This is a genomic window from Lysobacter sp. S4-A87, assembly GCF_022637455.1.
In the GTDB taxonomy this organism is placed as follows: Bacteria; Pseudomonadota; Gammaproteobacteria; order Xanthomonadales; family Xanthomonadaceae; genus Lysobacter_J.
This window is the reverse complement of record NZ_CP093341.1, coordinates 478,868-498,652: the sequence shown is the minus strand read 5'-3', so window position 1 is coordinate 498,652 and position 19,785 is coordinate 478,868. Positions and strand designations below refer to the sequence as shown.

Below are 19,785 nucleotides of genomic sequence, written 5' to 3'. Positions count from 1 at the left end.
GCAGTCTCCTTGCAGTCTTTGTTGCGAAATTTCGCACTAGAAGTCGGCGTTGAGCTTGAGGCCCCAGACGAGTGCGCTGTCGTTGTCACTGCGTCCGCCCGGATGCCGAACGTGCTGCACGCTCGGCATCAACTGGACGCCGCGCAGGACGGCGAACTGATAGTTGAGCTCGACCGGGTTTTCATGGCGCGGCAGCACCGCATCCATCCCTGCGCCGGGCTGTGCCAGACGCTCGGCCTCGCGCGCGGGAGCGCCGACACGGTTTTGGCCAACCGCGAAGCCGACCCGGTCGTGCGGCCTGCCGGCGAAGGGACCGTGTAGCCACAAGCCGAGTGAGATCAATCGATCAACACGGTCAACGTCCGGATCCGAGCGCGAAAGATTGGCGAACAGCGTTAGAAGGCGCCCGCTCTCGTTGAACCACACCTGCTGCTGCGCCATCGCGTAGTAGCCGGTGGACTGATCGCGCATCAATGGTGTCCCGCTCTGCGCACTGACAAGCAGGTCGGCCTGGTCGGTGCTGTTGCGCCAGAAACCGATGCGATAAGCGCCGTCAAGGCGACCGAACAGGCGTGGCAGCCAGCCGGCTTCGACGTTCGACAGGATGCCGTCGTGGTCGTCATGGGGCGTGCGCAAGCGCAGACCCTGGTCGCCGTCGAGGTTGCGCGGGTTGACGTCGCTGGCACCCAGCTTGAGGTACGACGTGCGTGTCGGCCGGAACGTGACGTTCGCAAAGTACTGGCCGATGGGCCACGTGTACCAGCCGTTGCTGTGATACCCCGGCAGCGGGCCGCAGAAGCTTATGTTGATGAAGTCGCATGACAGCGGAAAGAAGTCGACATCGCTGCGACCCAGATTCAGCGTCACGCGCTGGTCGAACAGCGATTGTTGTAAGTAGAAGCGCGTCAGGCGCGTGTAATGGCCACGACCGTAGATCTCATGGGTTTCCAGCAGCGTGCCCAGACCCGCCTTCGCGTCGAGCTGCGGCCCGTTACGATTGGTGACCAGGACATGGAAGGAGGCTCCGGGCCAGCCCACCAGTGCCTCGAGGTTTGCATCCAGGCCCACCGCGAACTGGTCGGCATAGGCGCTTGCGTCGCGTTCCCCGCCGGTGCTGTTGTGCAGCCACTCGTTGATGTACGAGAGCGACATGTCGATTCCTCTCCGGGAAAGAGCCGTTCGCGCCCCGCCCCAGTCACCACTGATACGGTCTGCGTAGGCGTTGAGCGCGTCCGGATCACCGGACGCCTCGGCCTTTGCCACGGCCGGCAAGGCCACCGCCAACAGCAGCGGAAGAATCGCGATCGCGGGCGCCGAAACGGCCATGTCTGCCCCTGCCCCGCCGCATCAATCCGCGGTTCCGCCGAGCTTGCCCGTGTACACGGGCAGGCGCTTCTCGACGTCGGGATTGACCTGCAGGCCCAGATCCATCAACTGCTTGATTCGCTGCTGCGCCGCGGCGCGCTGCACCGATCCAATGAAGCCGGCCCACTCCGCGCCGAGCTGTTCGTTCGACGGCAAGCTGCTGTCGTCGACGATGCGCTTGATGTCGGCAATGGCCTGCTTGTCGAATCGCGCGATGCGCCGCGCCATGGTATCGACGAAGGCATCGAGCTCGGCATCGGGCAAGGCTCGGTTGACGTAGCCGTAGCGCTCGGCGGTCGGCCCATCGATGTCGTTGCCGGTGAGCAGCACTTCAAGGGCGCGTCCACGTCCGATCAGGCGCGGCAAGCGCGACATGGGACCACCGCCGGGAACCAGTCCCGCACCAACCTCCCATTGCGAGAGCACGGCCTTCTCGCGGCTGGCGAAGCGCATGTCGCTCGCCAGCGACAGCTCGCTGCCCACACCGGTTGCGCGGCCGCGGATCGAGGCGATCGACACCACCGGCGCCTTGCTGATGCGCACCAGCATGTCCGGGAGGGGGGGCAGGCCGGTGGCGCCATTGGGCAAACCGGTGGTGTCGGTCAGAGGCGGCACGAAGTCGTAGTGCGTCAGGAAGAAGTCGGGCACGTCGCTGTCGAACACGACCACGCGCACACGCGGGTCGCTCTCCAACGCGGTGACCACCTTGTTCAACTGCGGCATCGTCTTCGGGCCGTAGATGTTGTACGGCGGGTTGTGGAACGTGACGCGCCAGTATTCCGGGGTCACCCGTGTGAGGCGGACCTGGTCGTCGGCGTCGGTGGCCGAGTGCGGGGCGCCGCCGCTGGCTGGTGCCTTCTGTGCCCATGCGGGCATGGCCAAGGCCATACTGGCAGCGAGAATCGCCGTAGCGAATGAATGCAGTTTCATGACTTGGCTCCGATGCGGTGCTGGGACGGGATTTCGAGATGGAGCGTTGAAAGGCTCAACGCAGAGGTTTGAACGTCGCGCGCAGCTCGTCCACGAACACGTCTGGTTGCTCCCACGCGGCGAAGTGGCCGCCCTTGTCGAGCCGGTTGTAGTGGATGAGCTTCGGGTACGCGCGCTCGGCCCAGCTCTTGGGCGCTTGATAGAGCTCGTCCGGGAACGCGCTCACGCCGACCGGGATGTCGATGCCCTTGGGGGCGAAGAACGCGAGCTTGCTTTCCCAGTACAGCCGCGCGGACGACACCGCGGTGTTGGTGAGCCAGTACAGCGTGATGTTGTCGAGGACGTCATCGCGCGACAGCCCCTCGCGCTGGCCATCGAAGACGCGCGCGATCAGCGCATAGCTGAGCGCGTCGTGGTCGAGCATCCACGCCGCAAGCCCCACAGGTGAGTCGGCGATGGCGTACAGCGTCTGCGGGCGTCCCGCCATTTCCTGCGCGTAGCCCAAGCCGTGGCGGTAGAAGAAGTCGAGCTGGTCGTAGGCGCGCTTCTCGTCGACCGAGAGATTCGCGGGTGCAGGCTGTCGAGCCTGCAGCGCGACATCGATGTCGGCCGGCACCGTGGCCGGCATATTGGTGTGGATCCCGACCAGTTCCGGTGCTTTCAGCAGCGCCATCTGCTCGGTAACGGCGTTGCCCCAGTCACCCCCCTGCGCGACGAACCGGTTGTAGCCCAGTCGCTTCATCAACACGACCCAGGCACGTGCGATGCGTATCGGGTCCCAGCCGGTTTGCGTGGGCTTTCCTGAGAATCCATAGCCTGGCAGCGACGGAATGACGACATCGAACGCATCTGCGGCCGTGCCGCCATGCGCGGTTGGATCGGTGAGCGGGCCGATGATCTTCATCTGCTCCACGATCGATCCGGGCCAACCGTGCGTGACGATCAGCGGCAACGCGTTGGCGTGTTTGGAACGAACGTGGATGAAATGGATGTCGACACCGTCGATGGTGGTCACGAACTGTGGCGTCGCATTGAGCTTGGCTTCGAACCGGCGCCAGTCGTAGTCCTTCGCCCAGTACCCGGCGAGTTGCTTGAGGGTAGCCAGCTGCACGCCCTGCGACTGGTCGTCGACCGTTTCCTTCTCGGGCCATTTCGTCGCTTCGACGCGACGGCGCAGGTCGTCCAGTTCTGCCTGCGTGGCCTGGTACTTGAACGGGCGTATCGAAGTATCCTGGTCCACCGTTGCATTGGCGGAGGTGGTGGAGGCGACACTGGAGACGTTCATGGCGGACTCTCGGTGTGGAGTGGCGGACACGACCTGCGATGCGAGCAGCCCGGCCAGCGGAATGGCGAGCGCACAAAGCCGGATCAACGAAGCGCGCACGGTCGTCAGCGAAGAGCAGTACCGCGGGACTGACATCGCGCCGCGGCGCGAGGCATGCGTGGAGCACCAGGCGATCATGTCGATTCCTTGGTTCGGGGGGAACGGTGCGCCGGCCGAGGCCGGCGCGGGTCGTCGTCCATGCACAATGCGCGTGGGCCATCACACCAAGGCACGCGTGTGCAGTCGATTACACCAAGGTGTCGTTCGATACCTTTGTATGCACCAGGAGCCGCGCAGTCGTGCGCACGGAACCTCGGCTCGGGCCGTTTCGGTTCGCACGGATCAATCGGGAGAAGACTGGCGGATCAGTCCGCTTTCGGCTCGCGCCAGATCCGGACAGGGATCGACTTGTAGCTTGGCGTGCCGCTTTCCGGGTCGACGTGGTCAAGCGGTACCAGGCAGTTGCCTTCGGGGTAGTACGTGGCGACCGAACCCGGTGCAATGCCATAAGCCACCGCAATCACATCGCGCATTGTCCGCTCGCGCCTTACCCCGAGCACCGTCTCAATGACTATGGGGTCACCGTGCGAGATGCCGCGCGAGGCCATGTCGTCCTCGTTCATGAACACGACGTCGCGGCGGCCGAACACGCCCCGGTAGCGGTCGTCCAGACCGTAGATCGTCGTGTTGTATTGATCGTGGCTGCGAACCGTCGTCAGCGTCAGCACGGAGGCATCGCGGCCAGGCAAGTCCTCGCGCAGGCCGGCGAACGGCAGGAACTCAGCCTTACCGGACGGCGTATTCCATACGCGCTGTGTAGGCGGTAGCGGCATGCGGAAGCCACCGGGTTTGCGAATACGCTGGTTGTAATCGTCGAAACCCGGGATCACCGCCTCGATGGCCTCGCGAATGCGATCGTAGTCGGCGACCAGGTCGCTCCAAGGTACCGCGCTTGCGGGCAAAGTCGCCGCGGCGATGCCGGCGACGATGGCAGGCTCAGAACGCAGTGCGGCGGACGCCGGCGATAGCCGTCCGCGCGAGGCATGCACCATCGACATCGAATCTTCCACCGTCACCGCCTGCGGTCCGGCGGCCTGGTCATCGCGCTCGGTGCGGCCCAGGCACGGGAGCAGGAAGGCATGACGTCCCACCAGCAGATGGGTGCGGTTGAGCTTGGTCGCCACGTGCACCGCCAGCGGCAGCCGGCGCATCGCCGGTAGACACGCCTCTGGATCCGGCAGAGCCACTGCAAGATTGCCGCCCATGCAGATCAGGGCTTTCGAGCGGCCGTCGACGATGGCCCGCATCGCCGAAACCGCGTCGTGCCCATGTTCGGCCGGAGGGCGGAAACCGAATCGCGCCTCGATGCGCTTGAGCATTGCCGCCGATGGCTTCTCGGTGATGCCAACGGTGCGGTCGCCCTGCACGTTGGAGTGGCCGCGCAACGGGCAGATCCCGGCACCGGGCTTGCCAAAATTGCCACGCAGGAGCAAGAGGTTGGCGACCTGCTGCACGTTCTGCGTCCCGGTGCGATGCTGCGTCAGGCCCATGCCGTAAGTGACGATGGTCGCGTCTGACGCCGCGTAGGCTTGCGCGACGCGGCGCATCTGCGGCTCGGACAGCCCCGACTCCGTCTCGATGTCTGGCCAGCGCGTTGCACGAAGTCCGGTCGCCAACGCCTCGAAGCCATTGGTGTGCGCCGCGATGAACGCGCGATCAAGCACGTCGTCCGTTGCGTCCATTTCCAGCAGCGCCTTCATGATTCCCTTGAGCACGGCAGCATCGCCGCCCACTCTGGGCTGCAGGTAACTCGATGCGATGGCAGTGGCGCCCAGCGTCGCCATTTCCAGCGGGTCCTGCGGATCGGCGAAGCGTTCAAGCGCTCGCTCGCGCAGCGGATTGATGACGATGATCGGTACGCCCCGGCGAGCGACCTCGTGCAGCGTTCCCATCATCCTCGGGTGGTTGGTACCGGGGTTGTGGCCCATCGCAATGATCAGCTGGCAGTGGTCGAAGTCATCCAGTGACACCGTGCCCTTGCCGATGCCGATGGACATCGGCAAGCCAACGCTGGTTGCCTCATGGCACATGTTCGAGCAGTCGGGGAAGTTGTTGCTGCCGTACTCGCGCGCGAATATCTGGTACAGGAACGCGGCCTCATTTGAGGTCCGGCCGGATGTGTAGAACTCGACGGCTTGCGGATCCAGCTCGCGCAGGAGCTCGCCAATACGGGCGAAAGCCTGCTGCCAGTCTATGGGCTCGTACTGGTCCCGCTCAGCGTTATAGACCATCGGTTCGGTAAGACGTCCCTCGTCCTCCAGCGCGTGGTCACTCCATTGAAGCAGCGACTCGACGGTGTGCTGCGCGAAGAACGCCGCCGTCACCCGTTTCTTGGTCGCCTCCCAGGTCACCGCCTTGGCGCCGTTCTCGCAGAACTGGAACGTCGAGCGGTGATGTTTGTCGGGCCACGCACATCCGGGGCAATCGAATCCGTCGGGCTGGTTGGTGCGCAACAACGCGGCCGTTGCATCGCCGGCCTCCATTTGCTCCCCGATCGCCCGTGCGGTGGCCCGCAACGCGCCCCAGCCACCGGCGGGATTGCGGTAGCGACGGATTCCGGAGGGGTCGTTCTCGGCCATGGCGCACCTCGTGTCTGCACGATGGTGGAGCACTGCGCACCAGCCCTGTACGTGCGGTGTCGAGCGGCACGACGATGGTACTCCCGCGATGGGCCGGACGCGCCGACACCTTCGTATCATGGTTGTGGCCAATGGATGCGGGTAGCGTTGTCGTTGCTCCCGAAGCCCGGCGCCAGTAGACCGTCCTCATGAGTCCCGATGCCCGCTTCCGTGCGTGGATGTTGACCTCGCTGGCACTGTCGGCGGCATTCTTTGCCTACTACGTGGCGGCGGACACCCACATGCCGGTGTCGCCGGACGCGCGGCTGACCTATCGGGTAACCCGCGTTGCTCCGGAGGTCAGTGGCCGCGTCATCGACGTATGCGTCGTCAACAACCAGCGCGTGCAACGGGGCGACCTGTTGTTCCGCGTCGATCCGGACCACTACCTCGTGCTGGTCGAACAGGCCCAGCTCGAAGTTGAACAGGCAACCCAGGACAACGCCCAGTTCGATGCCGTCATCGCCGCCGCGATAGCGGAACTGGCACGGGCGGAAACGCAACTGCAGGACGCTGACCGCGATCTGCGTCGCTTCGATGAACTGGAACGTCAGCAGTATGTTTCACACGCCGCCCTGGACGCTGCACGCGCGCGGCGCGACGTCGCCGCTGCGCAAGTGCATGCATCGCTCGCAAGCCTCGCCGCGGCGCGGGTGCAACGTGGCGAACCGGGAGATCACAGCCTGCGGTTGCGGCGCGCACGTAACGCACTCGACCGCGCCCGCCTCGACCTGGATCGCTCGCAGGTGACCGCCCTGGAGGCGGGCATCGTCAGCAATCTGCGTCTGGAGGCCGGTGCCTACGCACAGGCAGGGGAGCCAAAGCTGGCCCTGGTCAGCACGGCCCCCAGTCTGTTTGCCGACTTCCGCGAGAAGGCGTTGCTCCACGTCGAGCGGGGGACGCGCGCGGAGGTCGCCTTCGACGCCCTGCCCGGCCGCCTCTTCCAGGCGGAAGTTGCCTCTCTGGACGCGGGCGTTGCCAACGGTCAGATCGACCCCGACGGCAGGCTCGCGGCACCGGAGCAGAGCGATCGTTGGGTCCGCGACGCCGAGCGCGTGCGCGTCAATCTACGCCTGCTCGAAGCACCGCCGAGGCCACTCATGACCGGAGCGCGTGCGACCGTGCAGTTGCATCCACGCGAGCATGGCGTGTCGGGCTGGTTCGGCCACTTGCAGATCCGCGTGATCAGCCTGCTCCACTATGTCTATTGACGCAGCCCACCTACCCTCACGCACGGCGCTCACCGAGGACAGCTGGCGTCACGCGCGGCGCATCGCAATCGCCAGCGTGTTGGGTCTGGCGACGGCAAAACTGATGGGATGGCCGTACGGCGCCTTCTTCGCCTTCTATCCGATCGTCCTGGTCGGTTTGGTGCGACCGCTTAATCTTGGGGTCGTGCTGCAGTTCGTCGGCAGCAGCGCGGTTAGCATCCTCGTCGCACAAGTGCTGATCATCCTGTCGGACGTCGCCCCATTGCTGGCCGTTCTTGCGTTCTTTGCCTTCGCAGCGCACTGCTTCCGCATGATGGCTCTAGAACGGTGGGTCCTGTTCCACGCATTGGCGATACTGTCCACCTCGGTGCTTGCGCACTTGGCGAGCTATCCGCAGGTCGCACCGGACGACCTCTACACCGCGCAGTTCATTGCAACCGTGTTGGCTGTCGTGGTCTCCGGTTTCACCCATGCCGTGTTGCCTGAGAGGCGTTCGTCAACGCCTGAGCCCCGGGCGAAGCCCCCCGCCATCGTCCACCACCAGATGCTGCTCGGTGCGATCTGCGCCACCGTGTCCTACGTGGCCTTCCAGTTGCTGGACCTGCGGGATTCACTGTCGGCGCAGGCGGCGAGTGTGCTGGTGTTGTTCCCCATGACGCTATCGGGCGGACGCTGGGCCGCGTGCACGCGGGTGATTGGGACGCTGCTTGGATCACTGTACGCACTGACGCTGCAGGTCGTGCTGTACACCCATGCCTCACACGTACCGCTCCTGCTCACACTGTACGCAGCCGGGGTCACGTGGTTCGCAACGTGGCACGTCCGCGAGGATGCAGGGCCTGCGGTTGGACTTAGCGCTGCCACGGCTGTCGCGGTGCTCATCGGGCAACTGGTTCCCAGTGCCGACCTTTACGGCATCTCGCTCTACCGTTTCGTCTCGGTTGCGATCGCGGTGACCACGATGCTGCTATGCATCTATCTCACACAGGCCGCCCTGAACTCGTTCGCGGCGACGCGTCTCGATAAGGCCAAGGAATTTGTAGCAAATGGGCCGCAATCGACACCTTCGTACGATTTGCAAGATCAGGGCGCGGGCGTAGCGTCGAGTTGCCCCCAACTTCCCCGCAAGGTGATCCAGATGGAAGAGCATGTCATCGTGGACTCGAGCTTCACAGCTATCATCAACGCACCCATCGAGAAGATCGACATCCCCTCCTGGTGCTTCAGTCTCCCCGACAAGGAATACCAGGGCTGCTCGCCAGCGCATTTTGCCGCCGGCGCGACGACGTCCGAGGATGGACGCCGGATGTCGATCAACGTCGAGGTGCTCGGCGGCGTCCCGATGGTGCAGCACTACGTAGAGCAGATTGCCGAGCCGCACCGCCTGGTGCTCGACTCGGTGTCGGACCTCTTCACGCCGTCGGGCCGGACAACCATCCTGGTGATGTGGGAACTTAGCGTGGAGCCGCTCGATGCGGGGCGCTGCACGTTCACCAACCACGTGCGCAGCCGGGCGACAGAAGGATTCCTGGATTACCTCGCGCGCCAGGGTATTCCGTTCGAGTTGTTCCGGGACCAGAGAAAGCCCATCAGTACCGCGCACAACAAACAGGAAACGCCGTTCTTCGCCGCCAGCATCGAGCGCTACGCGTTGCGTGCAGCTCGCCAGGGCTGATCGCCGCGACGCCCTCTTCGACCGTGGAGTGAATCATGTCCGAAGGTCACTATCAAAGCGACACGACGGCGCTGCTGCTCGTGGATCCCTACAACGATTTCCTGTCCGACGGTGGTATCGCCTGGCCACGCCTCAAGGACGTGGCCGAGGCAGTCGGCCTGTTGGACAATCTCCGTTCAATCCACGCCGCAGCCCGCGCTGCCGCCATCCGTATCTTTATCGTCCCGCACCATCAGTGGGAGGCTGGCGACTACGAAGGATGGAAGCATATCAACCCGACCCAGCAAGCAATCATGAAGCGGCATAGCTTTGCGAAGGGTACCTGGGGTGGCGAGTTCCATCCTGACTTCGTGCCGAAGGACGGCGACGTGGTCGTCCAACAGCATTGGGGCCAAAGCGGCTTTGCCAACACCGATCTCGACATGCGACTGAAGCAGCATGGCATCAGCCATGTTGTAATCGTCGGGCTGCTTGCCAATTCGTGCATCGAGTCGACCGGGCGCTTCGCCATGGAGCTGGGCTACCACGTAACGCTGGTTCGCGACGCCACAGCCGCCTACTCGCAAGAGCTGATGCATGCCGCGCACGAACTCAACGGTCCCACCTATGCCCATGCGATCGTCAGCACCGCCGAGCTGCTGGGCGCGCTACCCGACTGAAGGGCTAATCGATAGCCGCGGTCATCGGATCACTCCGGTACGCATGGGATGGCGAATGAGAACGTGGCGCCGCCGGACTCGTTCGGCTCCGCCCACAGACGACCGTGGTGACTTTCGATGATGCTCCGGCTGACCGAAAGTCCCACCCCCATGCCGTCATCCTTGGTGGTGAAGAACGCGTCGAAGTACTTCTCCAGCTTCTGCGGATCCAGGCCCGGGCCAGAGTCCCACACGCTTAGGCGCACGCCGTCCCCGACGTCGCTTTGGGTTCGGATCACCAGTTGCCTTGGGCGCCCCGGCTCCAGCGTTCGCATCGCGTCGGAGGCGTTGATCAGCAGATTGAGGACCACCTGCTGGAGTTGCACGCGATCGCCAGTTACCTGCGGCAGATGCTTGTCAAATTCGGTTCGCAGGCTGACCCGGCTGCGCACGAGCGCGTTGGAGGCGAGCGCCACCACCTCCTCCGCCGCTTCGTTGAGATCGACTTGTTCGACGGTGGTCTCCTTTCGCGCGAACAGCGATCGCAATCGCATGATGACTTCCGACGCCCTGTTGGCATCGCGGATCGTGCGTCGCGCCGTGTCGATTGCACCGTCCACGGCAGGAGGATCTGCCGCCAGCATGCGCAGGCAGGTTGAGGCATTGGTCATGATTCCGGCCAGGGGCTGGTTGAGCTCGTGCGCGATCGACGCCGACAACTGGCCGATGCTCGCCACCCGGTTGGCGTCCGCCAGACGCAGCTGCACGTCGTGATAGCGACGCAGACTGTCGCTGGCAGCGGCCTCCGCGGCGACGCGGTCTGACAAGTCGAGAACGAATGACACTCCTTCCGATGGCGTGCCTTCGAAAAGCGCTGCGCCGATCAGTACCGGCACGCGACTACCGTCCTTACGCATGTACGCGCCCTCGAACGGTGGCGCCACGCCGCTTTCCAGCATCGCCTTCATGATGCTGTCGTCGTCCGCGCTCCATTCTGGTGGCAGCAGCGCCTTCCACTGCATGCGGCCGGCCGCCAGTTCATGGCTGTCGTAGCCGACGATCTTGAGGAAGGCATCGTTGCCGTCCAGGATCCGGCCGTCCAGGTGCCATGTGAAGATGCCGATGATGTTGGCGTTGAACAGCCGCCGCACCCTCGCCTCGCGCATTTGCAACTCGCTGTACAGCCGAGTGTTCTCCAGCGAGATCGCCGCTTCGGAGGCCAGCAGCTTCAGCACCGCCAGCCGAGCGGGCGTGAAGACGTTGCCGGCGAGGCTGTTCTCGAGGTACAGCACACCGATCAGGCGCGCCTGCTTCAGCAGCGGCAGGCAAAGCATCGATCGCGCGGCGTGCCCAGCCAGGTAGGGGTCGGAGGAGAACGAAGCATCTCGCGAGGCATCATCGAGAAGCAATGTCTCCTGCGTGCGGACGACGAGCTGAAACACCGACAACGGCAGCCTGTCGGCCGTGACCGCTGCGGATGCCAGCGTGACGTCCAGTATGTGGTCGCCCGTGGTCGCTTCCGCTTCGATGTGGTAGTCCTGCCCGTGCGGAAGTACCAGCACGCCGCGATCGGCGCCTGCGTGTTCGATCGCCAGGTGCATGATGGTGTCGATCAACCGGTCGATCTCGACTTCGGATGAAATCGCCTGCGAGACGCGAATCACCGTCGCCAGCTCAAGGTGCTCTACCGAAGCCAGCAGGGTTCGGTTGGCATCGTTCTGGACCAGGGAATGTTCCAGATGAGGGTGCTGCACAGAAAGCTGACGCACCTTGCCGTCCGCCCCCCAACGTCGATACCTGTCACGCGCCTCGCCGAAGTAGGCCCGCGCCGCCCTGTCCATTCCGCGCGCCAGGAAGAAGCGGCCGGCACACTCATTGGCGACGGCCTCGTTGTGCACATACCCGCTATCGCGCGCAGAACGTATCGCCGTCTCGTACAAGTGCTCGGCTTCGAGCATGCGCCCTTCGATACGTGCGATCTCGGCGGCGACCAGCGCGGCACGATTCTCGAAGTTGCCGGCCGAGCATGTTGTCCAGACGTCCAGCTGCTGCTGGTAGCGCCATGCGGTTTCGAGGTGCACCCGACGCTGGTCGTCGGACGCGGCATGCCATCTCGAGGTGTGCGCCAGCGCGCCATAGAAGAAGAAATCAGCCGTTTCCAACTGCGATGGCGAGGTCCAAAGCAGTTGCTCGGCGTTGTCTGAGGCGCGCACCGCTTCGTCCATGTCGCCACTGAAATAGCGTCCCTGCAACTTGCGGGTCCAGTAGAAGAATGTCGCCAGCGCCAGAACCGGGCTACCCGTGAGGTGCGCCTCGGCTTCGGCTTCGTTGTAATCGGCGTCATCGAAAGAGCCGAACGTCGGCGTCAGTCCGCGCAAGGTGCGGATCAACCCCACCTGAGCGGCGCACAGATCCACGACCATGCCGAAACCGGCGTCGCGCGCGAACGCCAACCCGTTCTCGGCATCGGCCTGTATTCCGGCCAGTTCGTCGCCGGCTGCAAGGCAGTTGGTGATCAGCGCATCCCAACTGTAAGCGGCGAAGGTCAGGTCGCCCATGCCGAAAGCCGTATCGAATGCGCGCCGGATCAGCTCGCGCCCGCTGGCAAAGGGTTCGAACCAGGGCATCACCATGTTGCCGAAGACGATGTACGTGCGCGCCTGATAGCGCGTCAGCCCCCGCTTCTCCACGAGGTCGTAACCGAGCCGCCCGAAACGGTAACCGTCCCGGTAGTTGCCAAAACGCGGTCCGGCAAACGTGGCGAAGAAAACATAGCCGAAGCAAGACCCGTCGCAGTGCCCATATTCGAGACTCAGATTGACCATTCGGCACAGGACGAGTGAGGACAGGTTCTCGTCGAAGAAGAACGCCGGTGTCACGATCTCAGTGAACACGTCCAACATGTCCAGAACGTCCGGGTCGCTGGCGAGCGGCAGGTCGATCAGGTCCTCGATCTGGCGTTGAGCCAGCTGCGTCCAGATAAGGTCGTACTCCTGCATGACCTGTTCGCGGGTGGGTCGCGACGGCCAATCGGTGCCGTTTCGGCGCAGGTAATCCAGGAAGACCTCCACGCAGCGATCGCCGCGCGAACGCGCGGTATAGAGCGTCAGCCGAAGGCGCGTTACCCCCGCGAACTCATGGCGGGTACGCGCCTGATCGGCCAGACTGGCCAGTCGGTTCTCCGCCGCGTCCAGTTCGGCGGTCATCAGTTCGCATTCGGCCATGAGCGACTCGAGCGCGAAGACCAACTCGTAGTGGCCCGCCCATCCCTCGTCCTCCACGAGCAATCGACCGGCGCGCAGGTAGCTCAGTGCCGATGCATAGGCAGATGAAGCGCGAGCGCGCCGCGCTGCCTTTAGGTTGAGTCCGGCGACATGACGGCACTCTTCCGCCGATTCGAGGAGATCGCCGGCGCGATTGAACTGGTTCACGATGTCGAAGATCGCTTCGTCCTGCCCCTGCAGTGCCGTGTGCGCGGAAAGCAGCCGGGCTATGCGCAGATGTGCGGCCGCGCGCGAGTCCAGCGGGACCTGTGAGTACGCGGCTTCCTGCACGCGGTCGTGCGCGAAGCGATAGATGTCATCGTGCTTGAGGACCAGTTCCTGGCTGAGCGCTTCCCACAGGTCGGCGTCGAGCCGTTCCGGCGAGGTTTCGCACACCACGCTCAATGTGCGCGCGTCACTGGCGTTGCCCAGGCAGGCGAAGGTCTGCAGCGCGGCAAGTGTTCGCGGCTCAAGCCGCGAGAGCTTGCGGACCATCAGATCGACGATGTTGTCGCTATAGCCTTTGGCGAGCGTGCGTTGGCGATCCCACGACCATTGCCCCGCTGCGCGGTCGAAGGCGAGCATCCCCTCCTCCGCCAGCGCCTGCAGGAATTGGATCGCGAAGAAGGGATTGCCACCCGTCTTGCCATGGATGAGTTCGGCGAGCGGCATGACGCTCGCAGGCTCCTCGTGCAGCGATTCGGCGACCAGCTGTTTCAGGTCGTCAGCCTTCAACGGCGGCAGCTTCAGCGTTCGCAGGTTCGCGCCAGCCTGGCCGAGCTCCTCCAGCTTGCGGACGAGCGGATGCAGCGCGGTCACCTCATTATCGCGGTACGCGCCGATCAGCAACACATGGCGGACGTCACTCGCGGTGAGGAGGTCGCCGAGCAGGTCCAGCGTGGCCGAGTCGAGCCATTGCAGGTCATCCAGGAACAGCGCGAGTGGATGCTCCGGCCGCGCGAAGACGGAAATGAAGCGGCGAACGGTAACCTGGAAGCGACGCTGCCCTTCCTGTGCGGGAAGCTCCGCCACCGGAGGCTGATCGCCGATGATCAGCCGAAGTTCCGGCACCAGGTTCAGCAACAGGACGCCATTGGGTCCCAGCGCTTGCGCGAATGCGTTCCGCCACCGCGCTAGTTCGTCCTCGGGCTTGCCCAGCAGTGGTCTGACCAGTTGCTGGAAGGCCTGCGCAAACGTGGCGTAGGGGATGTCGGCCTTGTACTGGTCGAATTTGCCGGAGGCGAACAGGCCGCGCGGGGGAACGAGCACCTTGTGCAGTTCGTGCACCACTGACGATTTTCCGATGCCCGAGTAGCCGGCGACCAGCACCAGCGTCGGCACACCCGTTTCCACGACGTCGTTGAACGCGGCGATCAGTGCGTTGGTCTCCGCTTCGCGGCCGTACAGCTTCTCGGGGATCGCCAGGCGATCGGGATGATCCTGCTGGCCCAAGGCGAAGGTTGCGGCAGCGGCGCCGGCGTCGTGCGCCGCGAGGCAGCGCTGCAGGTCGTGGGTGACGCCCGCCGCCGTCTGGTAGCGCTCCTCCGGCGTCTTCGCGAGCAGGCGCACGATGATGTCGGACACCGGCGGCGGAAGCTCTGGAACCCGCTGCACCGGAGGAATCGGAGTTCGCGCGATGTGGCTATGCACCCACTCCATCGGGTCCGAAGCAGTGAAAGGCAAGACGCCGGTCGCCATTCGATAGAGAAGAACACCCAGCGCGTACAGATCGCTGCGAGAGTCCACCGAACGGTTCATGCGTCCGGTCTGCTCCGGCGCCATGTACGCCAGCGTGCCGGCGATCAGTTCGGGCGGATCGGGAGTCTGTCGCTCCCGTGGCAGGCGCGAAGCGATACCGAAACCGGACAGGAACACGTGCTCCCCGTTCCGGGCCACCATGACGTTGGCAGGCTTGATGTCACGATGCACGACACCGCGTTCGTGCAGGTGTGCCAGGGCCTTGGTCACCGATATCGCAAGTGTGAGGAGCTGCCGCGGCTGCATCGGTTGCCCGGTGAGGAGGTGTTCAATCGGCTCCACCGGCTGATAATCCAGGAGCAGCGCCGTGTGCCCCCGATTGCGCACCAGTACGCTGGGCCGCAGCGCCCACTCGCTGTCGAGATGGTCCCTGAGGGCATACTCGCGCCGGAGACCCAGCTCCACGGACGGATGTGGCCGATCCGCCAGGGGCACCACTGCGATGTACTCCCGCGTAGTGCCATCGCCGTGCGCGTGAAGGACGCGGCAGAAACCGCGCTCGCCGTCGTCCCAGAGCAACTCGTGGCAGGCCAGGCCACCCTCCGTCTCCAGCGCGGACGTCTCCACCATCGAGGCCTCCGGCCAGAAACTGCGAGGGATCACGCAAGTGCGTGTCGGATGCTCGACGATACTCCGGTGATTCCGGATGCGGCAATCGCGTGGTTCTCGCCGCCCCGCCAAGGCAATGTCCAGCCATGGACAGCGCATTCAGCCCGCGGGCCAGGGTCAGACTAGGTTGATGGCTACCTCGATGCTGGTCTTGAGCGCCTTCGAATACGGGCACGTGTCGTGACCGGCGTCGACCAGCGCCTGCGCGGTTTCCCGGTCGACTCCGGGCAACGAGATATTGAGGCGGGCAGCCAGCGAGTAGCCCTCGCTGCCCTGCCGCAGGTCCACTTCGGCGTCGATAGCAGTGTCAGGCGGGAGCGTCACGCGCATCCGACGCGCGGCGATGCCCATCGCGCCGATGAAGCAGGCCGACCAGCCGGCGGCCAGCAGTTGCTCGGGGTTGGTACCGGTGCCGTGCGTTCCCGGCGTCGAAAACCCGACTTCGAGCGCGCCATCGGTGCTCTTCGCCTTGCCGCCGTCACGGCCGCCGACGGTGTGGGTCTTGCCCGTGTAGAGGAGCTTGCGCTCGGTGTCGTTCATGTCACTCTCCGGCCCGCGAGGGAAGTCCGATGAAACTACAGGCCGGGGGTGCAGGCGATTGCACCAAGGTATCGGTCCCGGACGCCCCCCCCTGCGGAGCCGGGCCAATCGACACCTAAGTATCATGTAAACCGCTCGGTCGCGGGTGCATCCTAGGGCCAGGAGCTCATCTCGGAGGATCCGACATGACCAACAGTCCGAGCGGCGTCACCCGTTCGCTTAGCATGGATGGCTTACCGTGAGGTCGCGCCGACTGGTGGCGATCGTGGACGACGACGAGTCGGTACGTGAATCGCTCCCGGACCTGCTGAAGACAGGCGGCTACGACGCCCAGGTTTTCGCGTCCGCGATCGATTTCCTCGCCTCCGGCGCGGCCGACCTCGCGGCCTGCCTGGTCGTGGATGTCTACATGCCCATTATGTCCGGGCCGGCGCTGCAGGAGGAGCTGTCGCGCCGGCGGAATACGCTTCCGCTGATCTTCATGAGCGCCCACGTGGACGCCGAGGTTCGCCGTGACCTGATCGCGCGGGGAGCCGAAGACTTCCTGTTCAAGCCATTCGAGAGCGAAACGCTGCTGGACGCGATCGCCTCGGCCATCGCCAAAAGCTGAATGCCGCAAAACGCTTGCATCGCCGCTCCGAAAGGATTATTCACCCTTTGCATGACCTACTTCCGACGAGGTGGCATCCGTGAACCACGCCGCGCCCATCGTTTTCATCGTGGACGACGACATATCGGTCAGGGAGTCGTTGGAATCGCTGGTGCGGTTCGCCGGCTGGACCACCAGGACCTTCGCCAGCGCTGGAGAGTTCCTTGCGCATCCGCGGGAAGCAGGCCCGACCTGTTTGGTCCTTGATGTGACGCTACCCGACATCAACGGACTCGACCTGCAGGCACTGATCGCGACAGACCGCGCCGACATGCCGATCATCTTCATGTCCGGCTACGGCGACATCCCGATGACAGTGCGCGCGATGCGCGCGGGCGCGATCGAGTTTCTCACAAAACCAGTCGACGATGAGCTCCTGCTGGAGAGCATTCGCGGAGCGATCGCACGCAGCGACGCCGCGCTGGATGATGCGACGCGAGTGCGATCCTTGCGAGAGGCCCATGCCTCGCTGACACGCCGCGAGCGCGAGGTCATGGCGCTGGTGGTATCGGGCCTGCTCAACAAGCAGATCGGGGGAAACCTTGGCATCAGCGAGATCACTGTCAAGGCACATCGCGGCCGGGTCATGCAGAAGATGCGGGCCAGATCGGTGCCCGACCTTGTGAAGATGGCTGCGGCGCTGGAATCGAGCACGCGCTGATCCAGCCACCCGCTGTGGTCAAAAACGCCCCACGGGGCAGTCGCCGGCGAGCAGGGGGGGCGCCGGCAGCGCCACGCGGGGCGTGAACTGAATGGCCAGTGCAGCGACGGCGCAACCTAGTCGATGCGCAGTGCCTGCTCCATCGCATAGCACTGGTCCCAGATGTAGACGTCGTAGCCAGCCAGCCGCGGCTGCCACTTCGGCGTGACAGAGTTGACGCACTGGATGACGACGCGATCGATGTAGTCGTCGAAAATCGCCCACGGGTTGTCCATGTCCTTGGGGTTGACACCCTCGCCCGGCTTGGTCGTCGACAACGCCTTGCCCGCCGCGTCACGCAGATCCTTGTAGAACTCGGCCTGCTGTTGCACATCGGCATGGGTGCCGGTTCGCGCGACGTGACCGCCGACGAGGGTGTCCCATTCCATCGAGTTGATCTTGTCGACCTGAGCGATGGAGCCGAAGACGTCCTGGGCAACGGCAAAACGACGCCACGGCATCCAGCCCGGGAACACCACGTCCACGACCATCAGTACCTTCTGCTTCGGTGCGCTGATGAAGATGTTGCCCGGCTCGTGGCCGTTGCCATGGTAAGACAGGTCCAGCTTCTTCCCGCCTACTTCCAGCGTGTAGGCATCCTTGAACGTTACCGTAGGCAGCGGGCGGTCGGGGTCGTTGTCGCGTTTGAGCAGCCGCAGGGTTTCTTCCTGCGCAATGATGACCGGCTTGCCGCCCAGCGCCCGCGTGCCGCCGATGTGATCCTTGTGGGAGTGGCTGTAGACGACGTGCGTGACGGGATTCTTCGTCACCTCCGCGATGGCGGCGGGAATATGCGACGAGAACGTGGGCGGAGTATCGATGACCACCACCCCTTTGTCGTAGACCAGGAACATCGACTGGTATGCGTTGTCGGTGACCATGTACAGGCCGTCGCCGAGGTCCTGCAAGCGATATCCCTTGGCCGGATCGATGGCGGGCCCCCGGGCGGACTCGGGCACGTCCAGGTGCTTGTCGATCCGAACGCCAATGGGGGCGAGTTGCGGCATCTCTGCGTACGGAACCCGAGCGGGCGTGCCCGGTGCCGAATCGGAGGCGGAGGCGGACGTGGACGTGGACGTAGTGGCGCCCTGCGCAGGTGTGGCGGCCTCGGCCGTCAGCGGCGCGGGCTCCTGGCGTGTGCAGGCCGCCAGAGCGGCAACGGCGATCAGAGAAACGACTCGAGTGGAACGGATGCTGGGCATGGCGACGGACTCCTGGTGGGGTCTATGGTGCAATTCGATGGACGTCGAAGTGCGTGCGGCCGGGCCGCGCGCTTCAACGTTTCTGGTAGGGGTGGAAGATGTAGTCCTTGGTTTTCACTTTCACGTGGCACGCTTGCCCGCAGTCGACGGGACTCGGATCGACCACAAACTTGTCGGATGGCGCGTCGTAGTTGAAGAGCGCATAACCCCATCCGCCGGTCTTCGGGAACCGCTTGCTGTCCTTCTCCATCACAAACGCCTGCGTGAACACATCGGGCACGTCCACGGCGAATGGCGCCTCGCTGCTCTTCTTCGGCTTCCACTGCAGTTTCACGATCTTCGAACCTTCCGGGAATGACTGGCCGTTCTTCGGCACGCCCGCCTTGTAGGCCTTGATCATGGCCGGGTTGGCGACGATCACTTTGAGCACCTCGTCGGTCCGGGCCGACGACACGACCGCCCAGTCTTCGTAGCCGCGAAAATCAGCGAAGGCGATGCCACCCGCGGATTTCAGCGTGTATTTGTCCTGCGCGGAGAATGCGGTTCCGACTACAACGATCAGCGCGGTGGCGCCCGCGATCAATGCCTTGCTCGTGCGCTTCATGGGGTGTCCTCCGAACGATTGGTCACTTGCCGGGTGCTGTGAATTTGATGCTCTGCGAGGTGAGCAGGCCCCCTTCCGGATCTACCGCCTCGATCAGGACCTTGTGCTCCCCGCGAGGCAGATTGACCAGGATGATGGTGTCGCTCTGACCGTAATCCGCCCATTGCCAAGGCAGGTCGTCGACGGTTACGTGGATGTGCCCAACGCGTGGCGACAGTTGACGCGCCGACGCTCCGCCGACCGGAAGGATGCGCAGGTTCTCGACGCGGTACGGGATGAACGCAACGCCTTTGGCGAGCGGCCCGGGCAGGGGCGGTTCGATGGTCAGCTTCGGTGGAGGCTCGTTCTCATAAGGAACGACTAGCGACCGAGCCGTTTGCGAAAATGCGTCGGGCGCAATCATCGTGGCAATGGCAGATGCGGCGAGCATTCTGGCGTACCTGTTCATGTCCCGGTTCCTGCGATCTGCCTGGAAGATGGACGCCATCTGACCAGCGCGACGGTCGCACGGGAATTGCACAAAGGTGTTGATCGATACCTTGGTGCAATGCGCCGCCGCTCCCTCGGGAATCGACGGAGGTACCAACACCTTTGTCTGCTTCCTTTCCAGACGCAGCTATCTATCCTCGGGTCAGCGAC

At 64.3% G+C, this 19,785-nt stretch carries 14 protein-coding genes; 5 read left to right on the top strand and 9 right to left on the bottom strand.

What is annotated here, in order from left to right; translation table 11 throughout:
* Positions 1–36: 36 nt before the first annotated feature.
* The 4 genes from MNR01_RS02265 to MNR01_RS02250 form a co-directional block, all read right to left on the bottom strand.
* The gene (locus tag MNR01_RS02265; RefSeq protein WP_241919366.1) at positions 37–1,326 is read right to left on the bottom strand and encodes a carbohydrate porin; all 1,290 of its coding nucleotides are present in this window, start codon (positions 1,324–1,326) and stop codon (positions 37–39) included.
* Positions 1,327–1,347: 21 nt separating this feature from the next.
* Positions 1,348–2,295: an enoyl-CoA hydratase/isomerase family protein gene (locus tag MNR01_RS02260; protein ID WP_241919365.1), complete on the bottom strand. Its 948-nt coding sequence runs from the start codon at positions 2,293–2,295 to the stop codon at positions 1,348–1,350.
* Positions 2,296–2,350: 55 nt separating this feature from the next.
* Complete coding sequence (locus MNR01_RS02255; protein WP_241919364.1) at positions 2,351–3,580, bottom strand: epoxide hydrolase; 1,230 nt, start codon at positions 3,578–3,580, stop codon at positions 2,351–2,353.
* A gap of 404 nt (positions 3,581–3,984) precedes the next feature.
* Complete coding sequence (locus tag MNR01_RS02250) at positions 3,985–6,258, bottom strand: FdhF/YdeP family oxidoreductase (protein WP_241919363.1); 2,274 nt, start codon at positions 6,256–6,258, stop codon at positions 3,985–3,987.
* Positions 6,259–6,476: 218 nt separating this feature from the next.
* Between MNR01_RS02250 and MNR01_RS02245 the strand changes: the two genes are divergently transcribed.
* Genes MNR01_RS02245 through MNR01_RS02235 form a run of 3 tightly spaced genes read left to right on the top strand, consistent with a single transcriptional unit; the run spans position 6,477 to position 9,842 of the window.
* On the top strand, positions 6,477–7,508 hold the full coding sequence (locus MNR01_RS02245; protein WP_241919362.1) for a biotin/lipoyl-binding protein: 1,032 nt from the start codon (positions 6,477–6,479) through the stop codon (positions 7,506–7,508).
* Complete coding sequence (locus tag MNR01_RS02240) at positions 7,498–9,183, top strand: DUF2955 domain-containing protein (RefSeq protein ID WP_241919361.1); 1,686 nt, start codon at positions 7,498–7,500, stop codon at positions 9,181–9,183. The genes MNR01_RS02245 and MNR01_RS02240 overlap by 11 nt, the downstream gene beginning before the upstream one ends.
* Positions 9,184–9,218: 35 nt before the next feature.
* A complete protein-coding gene (locus tag MNR01_RS02235; RefSeq protein ID WP_241919360.1) occupies positions 9,219–9,842 on the top strand; it encodes an isochorismatase family cysteine hydrolase in 624 nt (207 codons plus the stop codon).
* A gap of 29 nt (positions 9,843–9,871) precedes the next feature.
* On the opposite strand, the gene MNR01_RS02230 is transcribed toward MNR01_RS02235, so the two are convergent.
* Entirely contained in the window at positions 9,872–15,412 is a 5,541-nt protein-coding gene (locus MNR01_RS02230) for an ATP-binding sensor histidine kinase (RefSeq protein ID WP_241919359.1), read from the bottom strand.
* A gap of 156 nt (positions 15,413–15,568) precedes the next feature.
* Complete coding sequence (locus MNR01_RS02225; protein ID WP_241919358.1) at positions 15,569–15,991, bottom strand: organic hydroperoxide resistance protein; 423 nt, start codon at positions 15,989–15,991, stop codon at positions 15,569–15,571.
* A 265-nt stretch (positions 15,992–16,256) separates the two neighbouring features.
* Here MNR01_RS02225 and MNR01_RS02220 point away from each other — a divergent pair, with 265 nt between their 5' ends.
* Both MNR01_RS02220 and MNR01_RS02215 read left to right on the top strand, forming a co-directional pair.
* Positions 16,257–16,601, top strand: coding sequence for a response regulator (locus MNR01_RS02220; RefSeq protein WP_241919357.1), 345 nt, complete (start codon positions 16,257–16,259; stop codon positions 16,599–16,601).
* Between the two features lie 79 nt (positions 16,602–16,680).
* A complete protein-coding gene (locus MNR01_RS02215) occupies positions 16,681–17,301 on the top strand; it encodes a response regulator (protein WP_241919356.1) in 621 nt (206 codons plus the stop codon).
* 116 nt (positions 17,302–17,417) lie between these two features.
* On the opposite strand, the gene MNR01_RS02210 is transcribed toward MNR01_RS02215, so the two are convergent.
* The 3 genes from MNR01_RS02210 to MNR01_RS02200 form a co-directional block, all read right to left on the bottom strand.
* Entirely contained in the window at positions 17,418–18,542 is a 1,125-nt protein-coding gene (locus MNR01_RS02210) for an MBL fold metallo-hydrolase (protein ID WP_241919355.1), read from the bottom strand.
* 73 nt (positions 18,543–18,615) lie between these two features.
* Complete coding sequence (locus MNR01_RS02205; RefSeq protein WP_241919354.1) at positions 18,616–19,146, bottom strand: cytochrome P460 family protein; 531 nt, start codon at positions 19,144–19,146, stop codon at positions 18,616–18,618.
* A 22-nt stretch (positions 19,147–19,168) separates the two neighbouring features.
* On the bottom strand, positions 19,169–19,594 hold the full coding sequence (locus tag MNR01_RS02200; RefSeq protein WP_241919353.1) for a DUF6130 family protein: 426 nt from the start codon (positions 19,592–19,594) through the stop codon (positions 19,169–19,171).
* Positions 19,595–19,785 lie beyond the last annotated feature (191 nt).

What these genes read in the sequence shown, in the direction of transcription:
- MNR01_RS02265 (WP_241919366.1), bottom strand. Translation starts at nt 1,326, where the DNA reads ATGGCCGTTTCGGCGCCCGCGATCGCGATTCTTCCGCTGCTGTTGGCG.
- MNR01_RS02260 (WP_241919365.1), bottom strand. Translation starts at nt 2,295, where the DNA reads ATGAAACTGCATTCATTCGCTACGGCGATTCTCGCTGCCAGTATGGCC.
- MNR01_RS02255 (WP_241919364.1), bottom strand. Translation starts at nt 3,580, where the DNA reads ATGAACGTCTCCAGTGTCGCCTCCACCACCTCCGCCAATGCAACGGTG.
- MNR01_RS02250 (WP_241919363.1), bottom strand. Translation starts at nt 6,258, where the DNA reads ATGGCCGAGAACGACCCCTCCGGAATCCGTCGCTACCGCAATCCCGCC.
- MNR01_RS02245 (WP_241919362.1), top strand. Translation starts at nt 6,477, where the DNA reads ATGTTGACCTCGCTGGCACTGTCGGCGGCATTCTTTGCCTACTACGTG.
- MNR01_RS02240 (WP_241919361.1), top strand. Translation starts at nt 7,498, where the DNA reads ATGTCTATTGACGCAGCCCACCTACCCTCACGCACGGCGCTCACCGAG.
- MNR01_RS02235 (WP_241919360.1), top strand. Translation starts at nt 9,219, where the DNA reads ATGTCCGAAGGTCACTATCAAAGCGACACGACGGCGCTGCTGCTCGTG.
- MNR01_RS02230 (WP_241919359.1), bottom strand. Translation starts at nt 15,412, where the DNA reads ATGGTGGAGACGTCCGCGCTGGAGACGGAGGGTGGCCTGGCCTGCCAC.
- MNR01_RS02225 (WP_241919358.1), bottom strand. Translation starts at nt 15,991, where the DNA reads ATGAACGACACCGAGCGCAAGCTCCTCTACACGGGCAAGACCCACACC.
- MNR01_RS02210 (WP_241919355.1), bottom strand. Translation starts at nt 18,542, where the DNA reads ATGCCCAGCATCCGTTCCACTCGAGTCGTTTCTCTGATCGCCGTTGCC.
- MNR01_RS02205 (WP_241919354.1), bottom strand. Translation starts at nt 19,146, where the DNA reads ATGAAGCGCACGAGCAAGGCATTGATCGCGGGCGCCACCGCGCTGATC.
- MNR01_RS02200 (WP_241919353.1), bottom strand. Translation starts at nt 19,594, where the DNA reads ATGAACAGGTACGCCAGAATGCTCGCCGCATCTGCCATTGCCACGATG.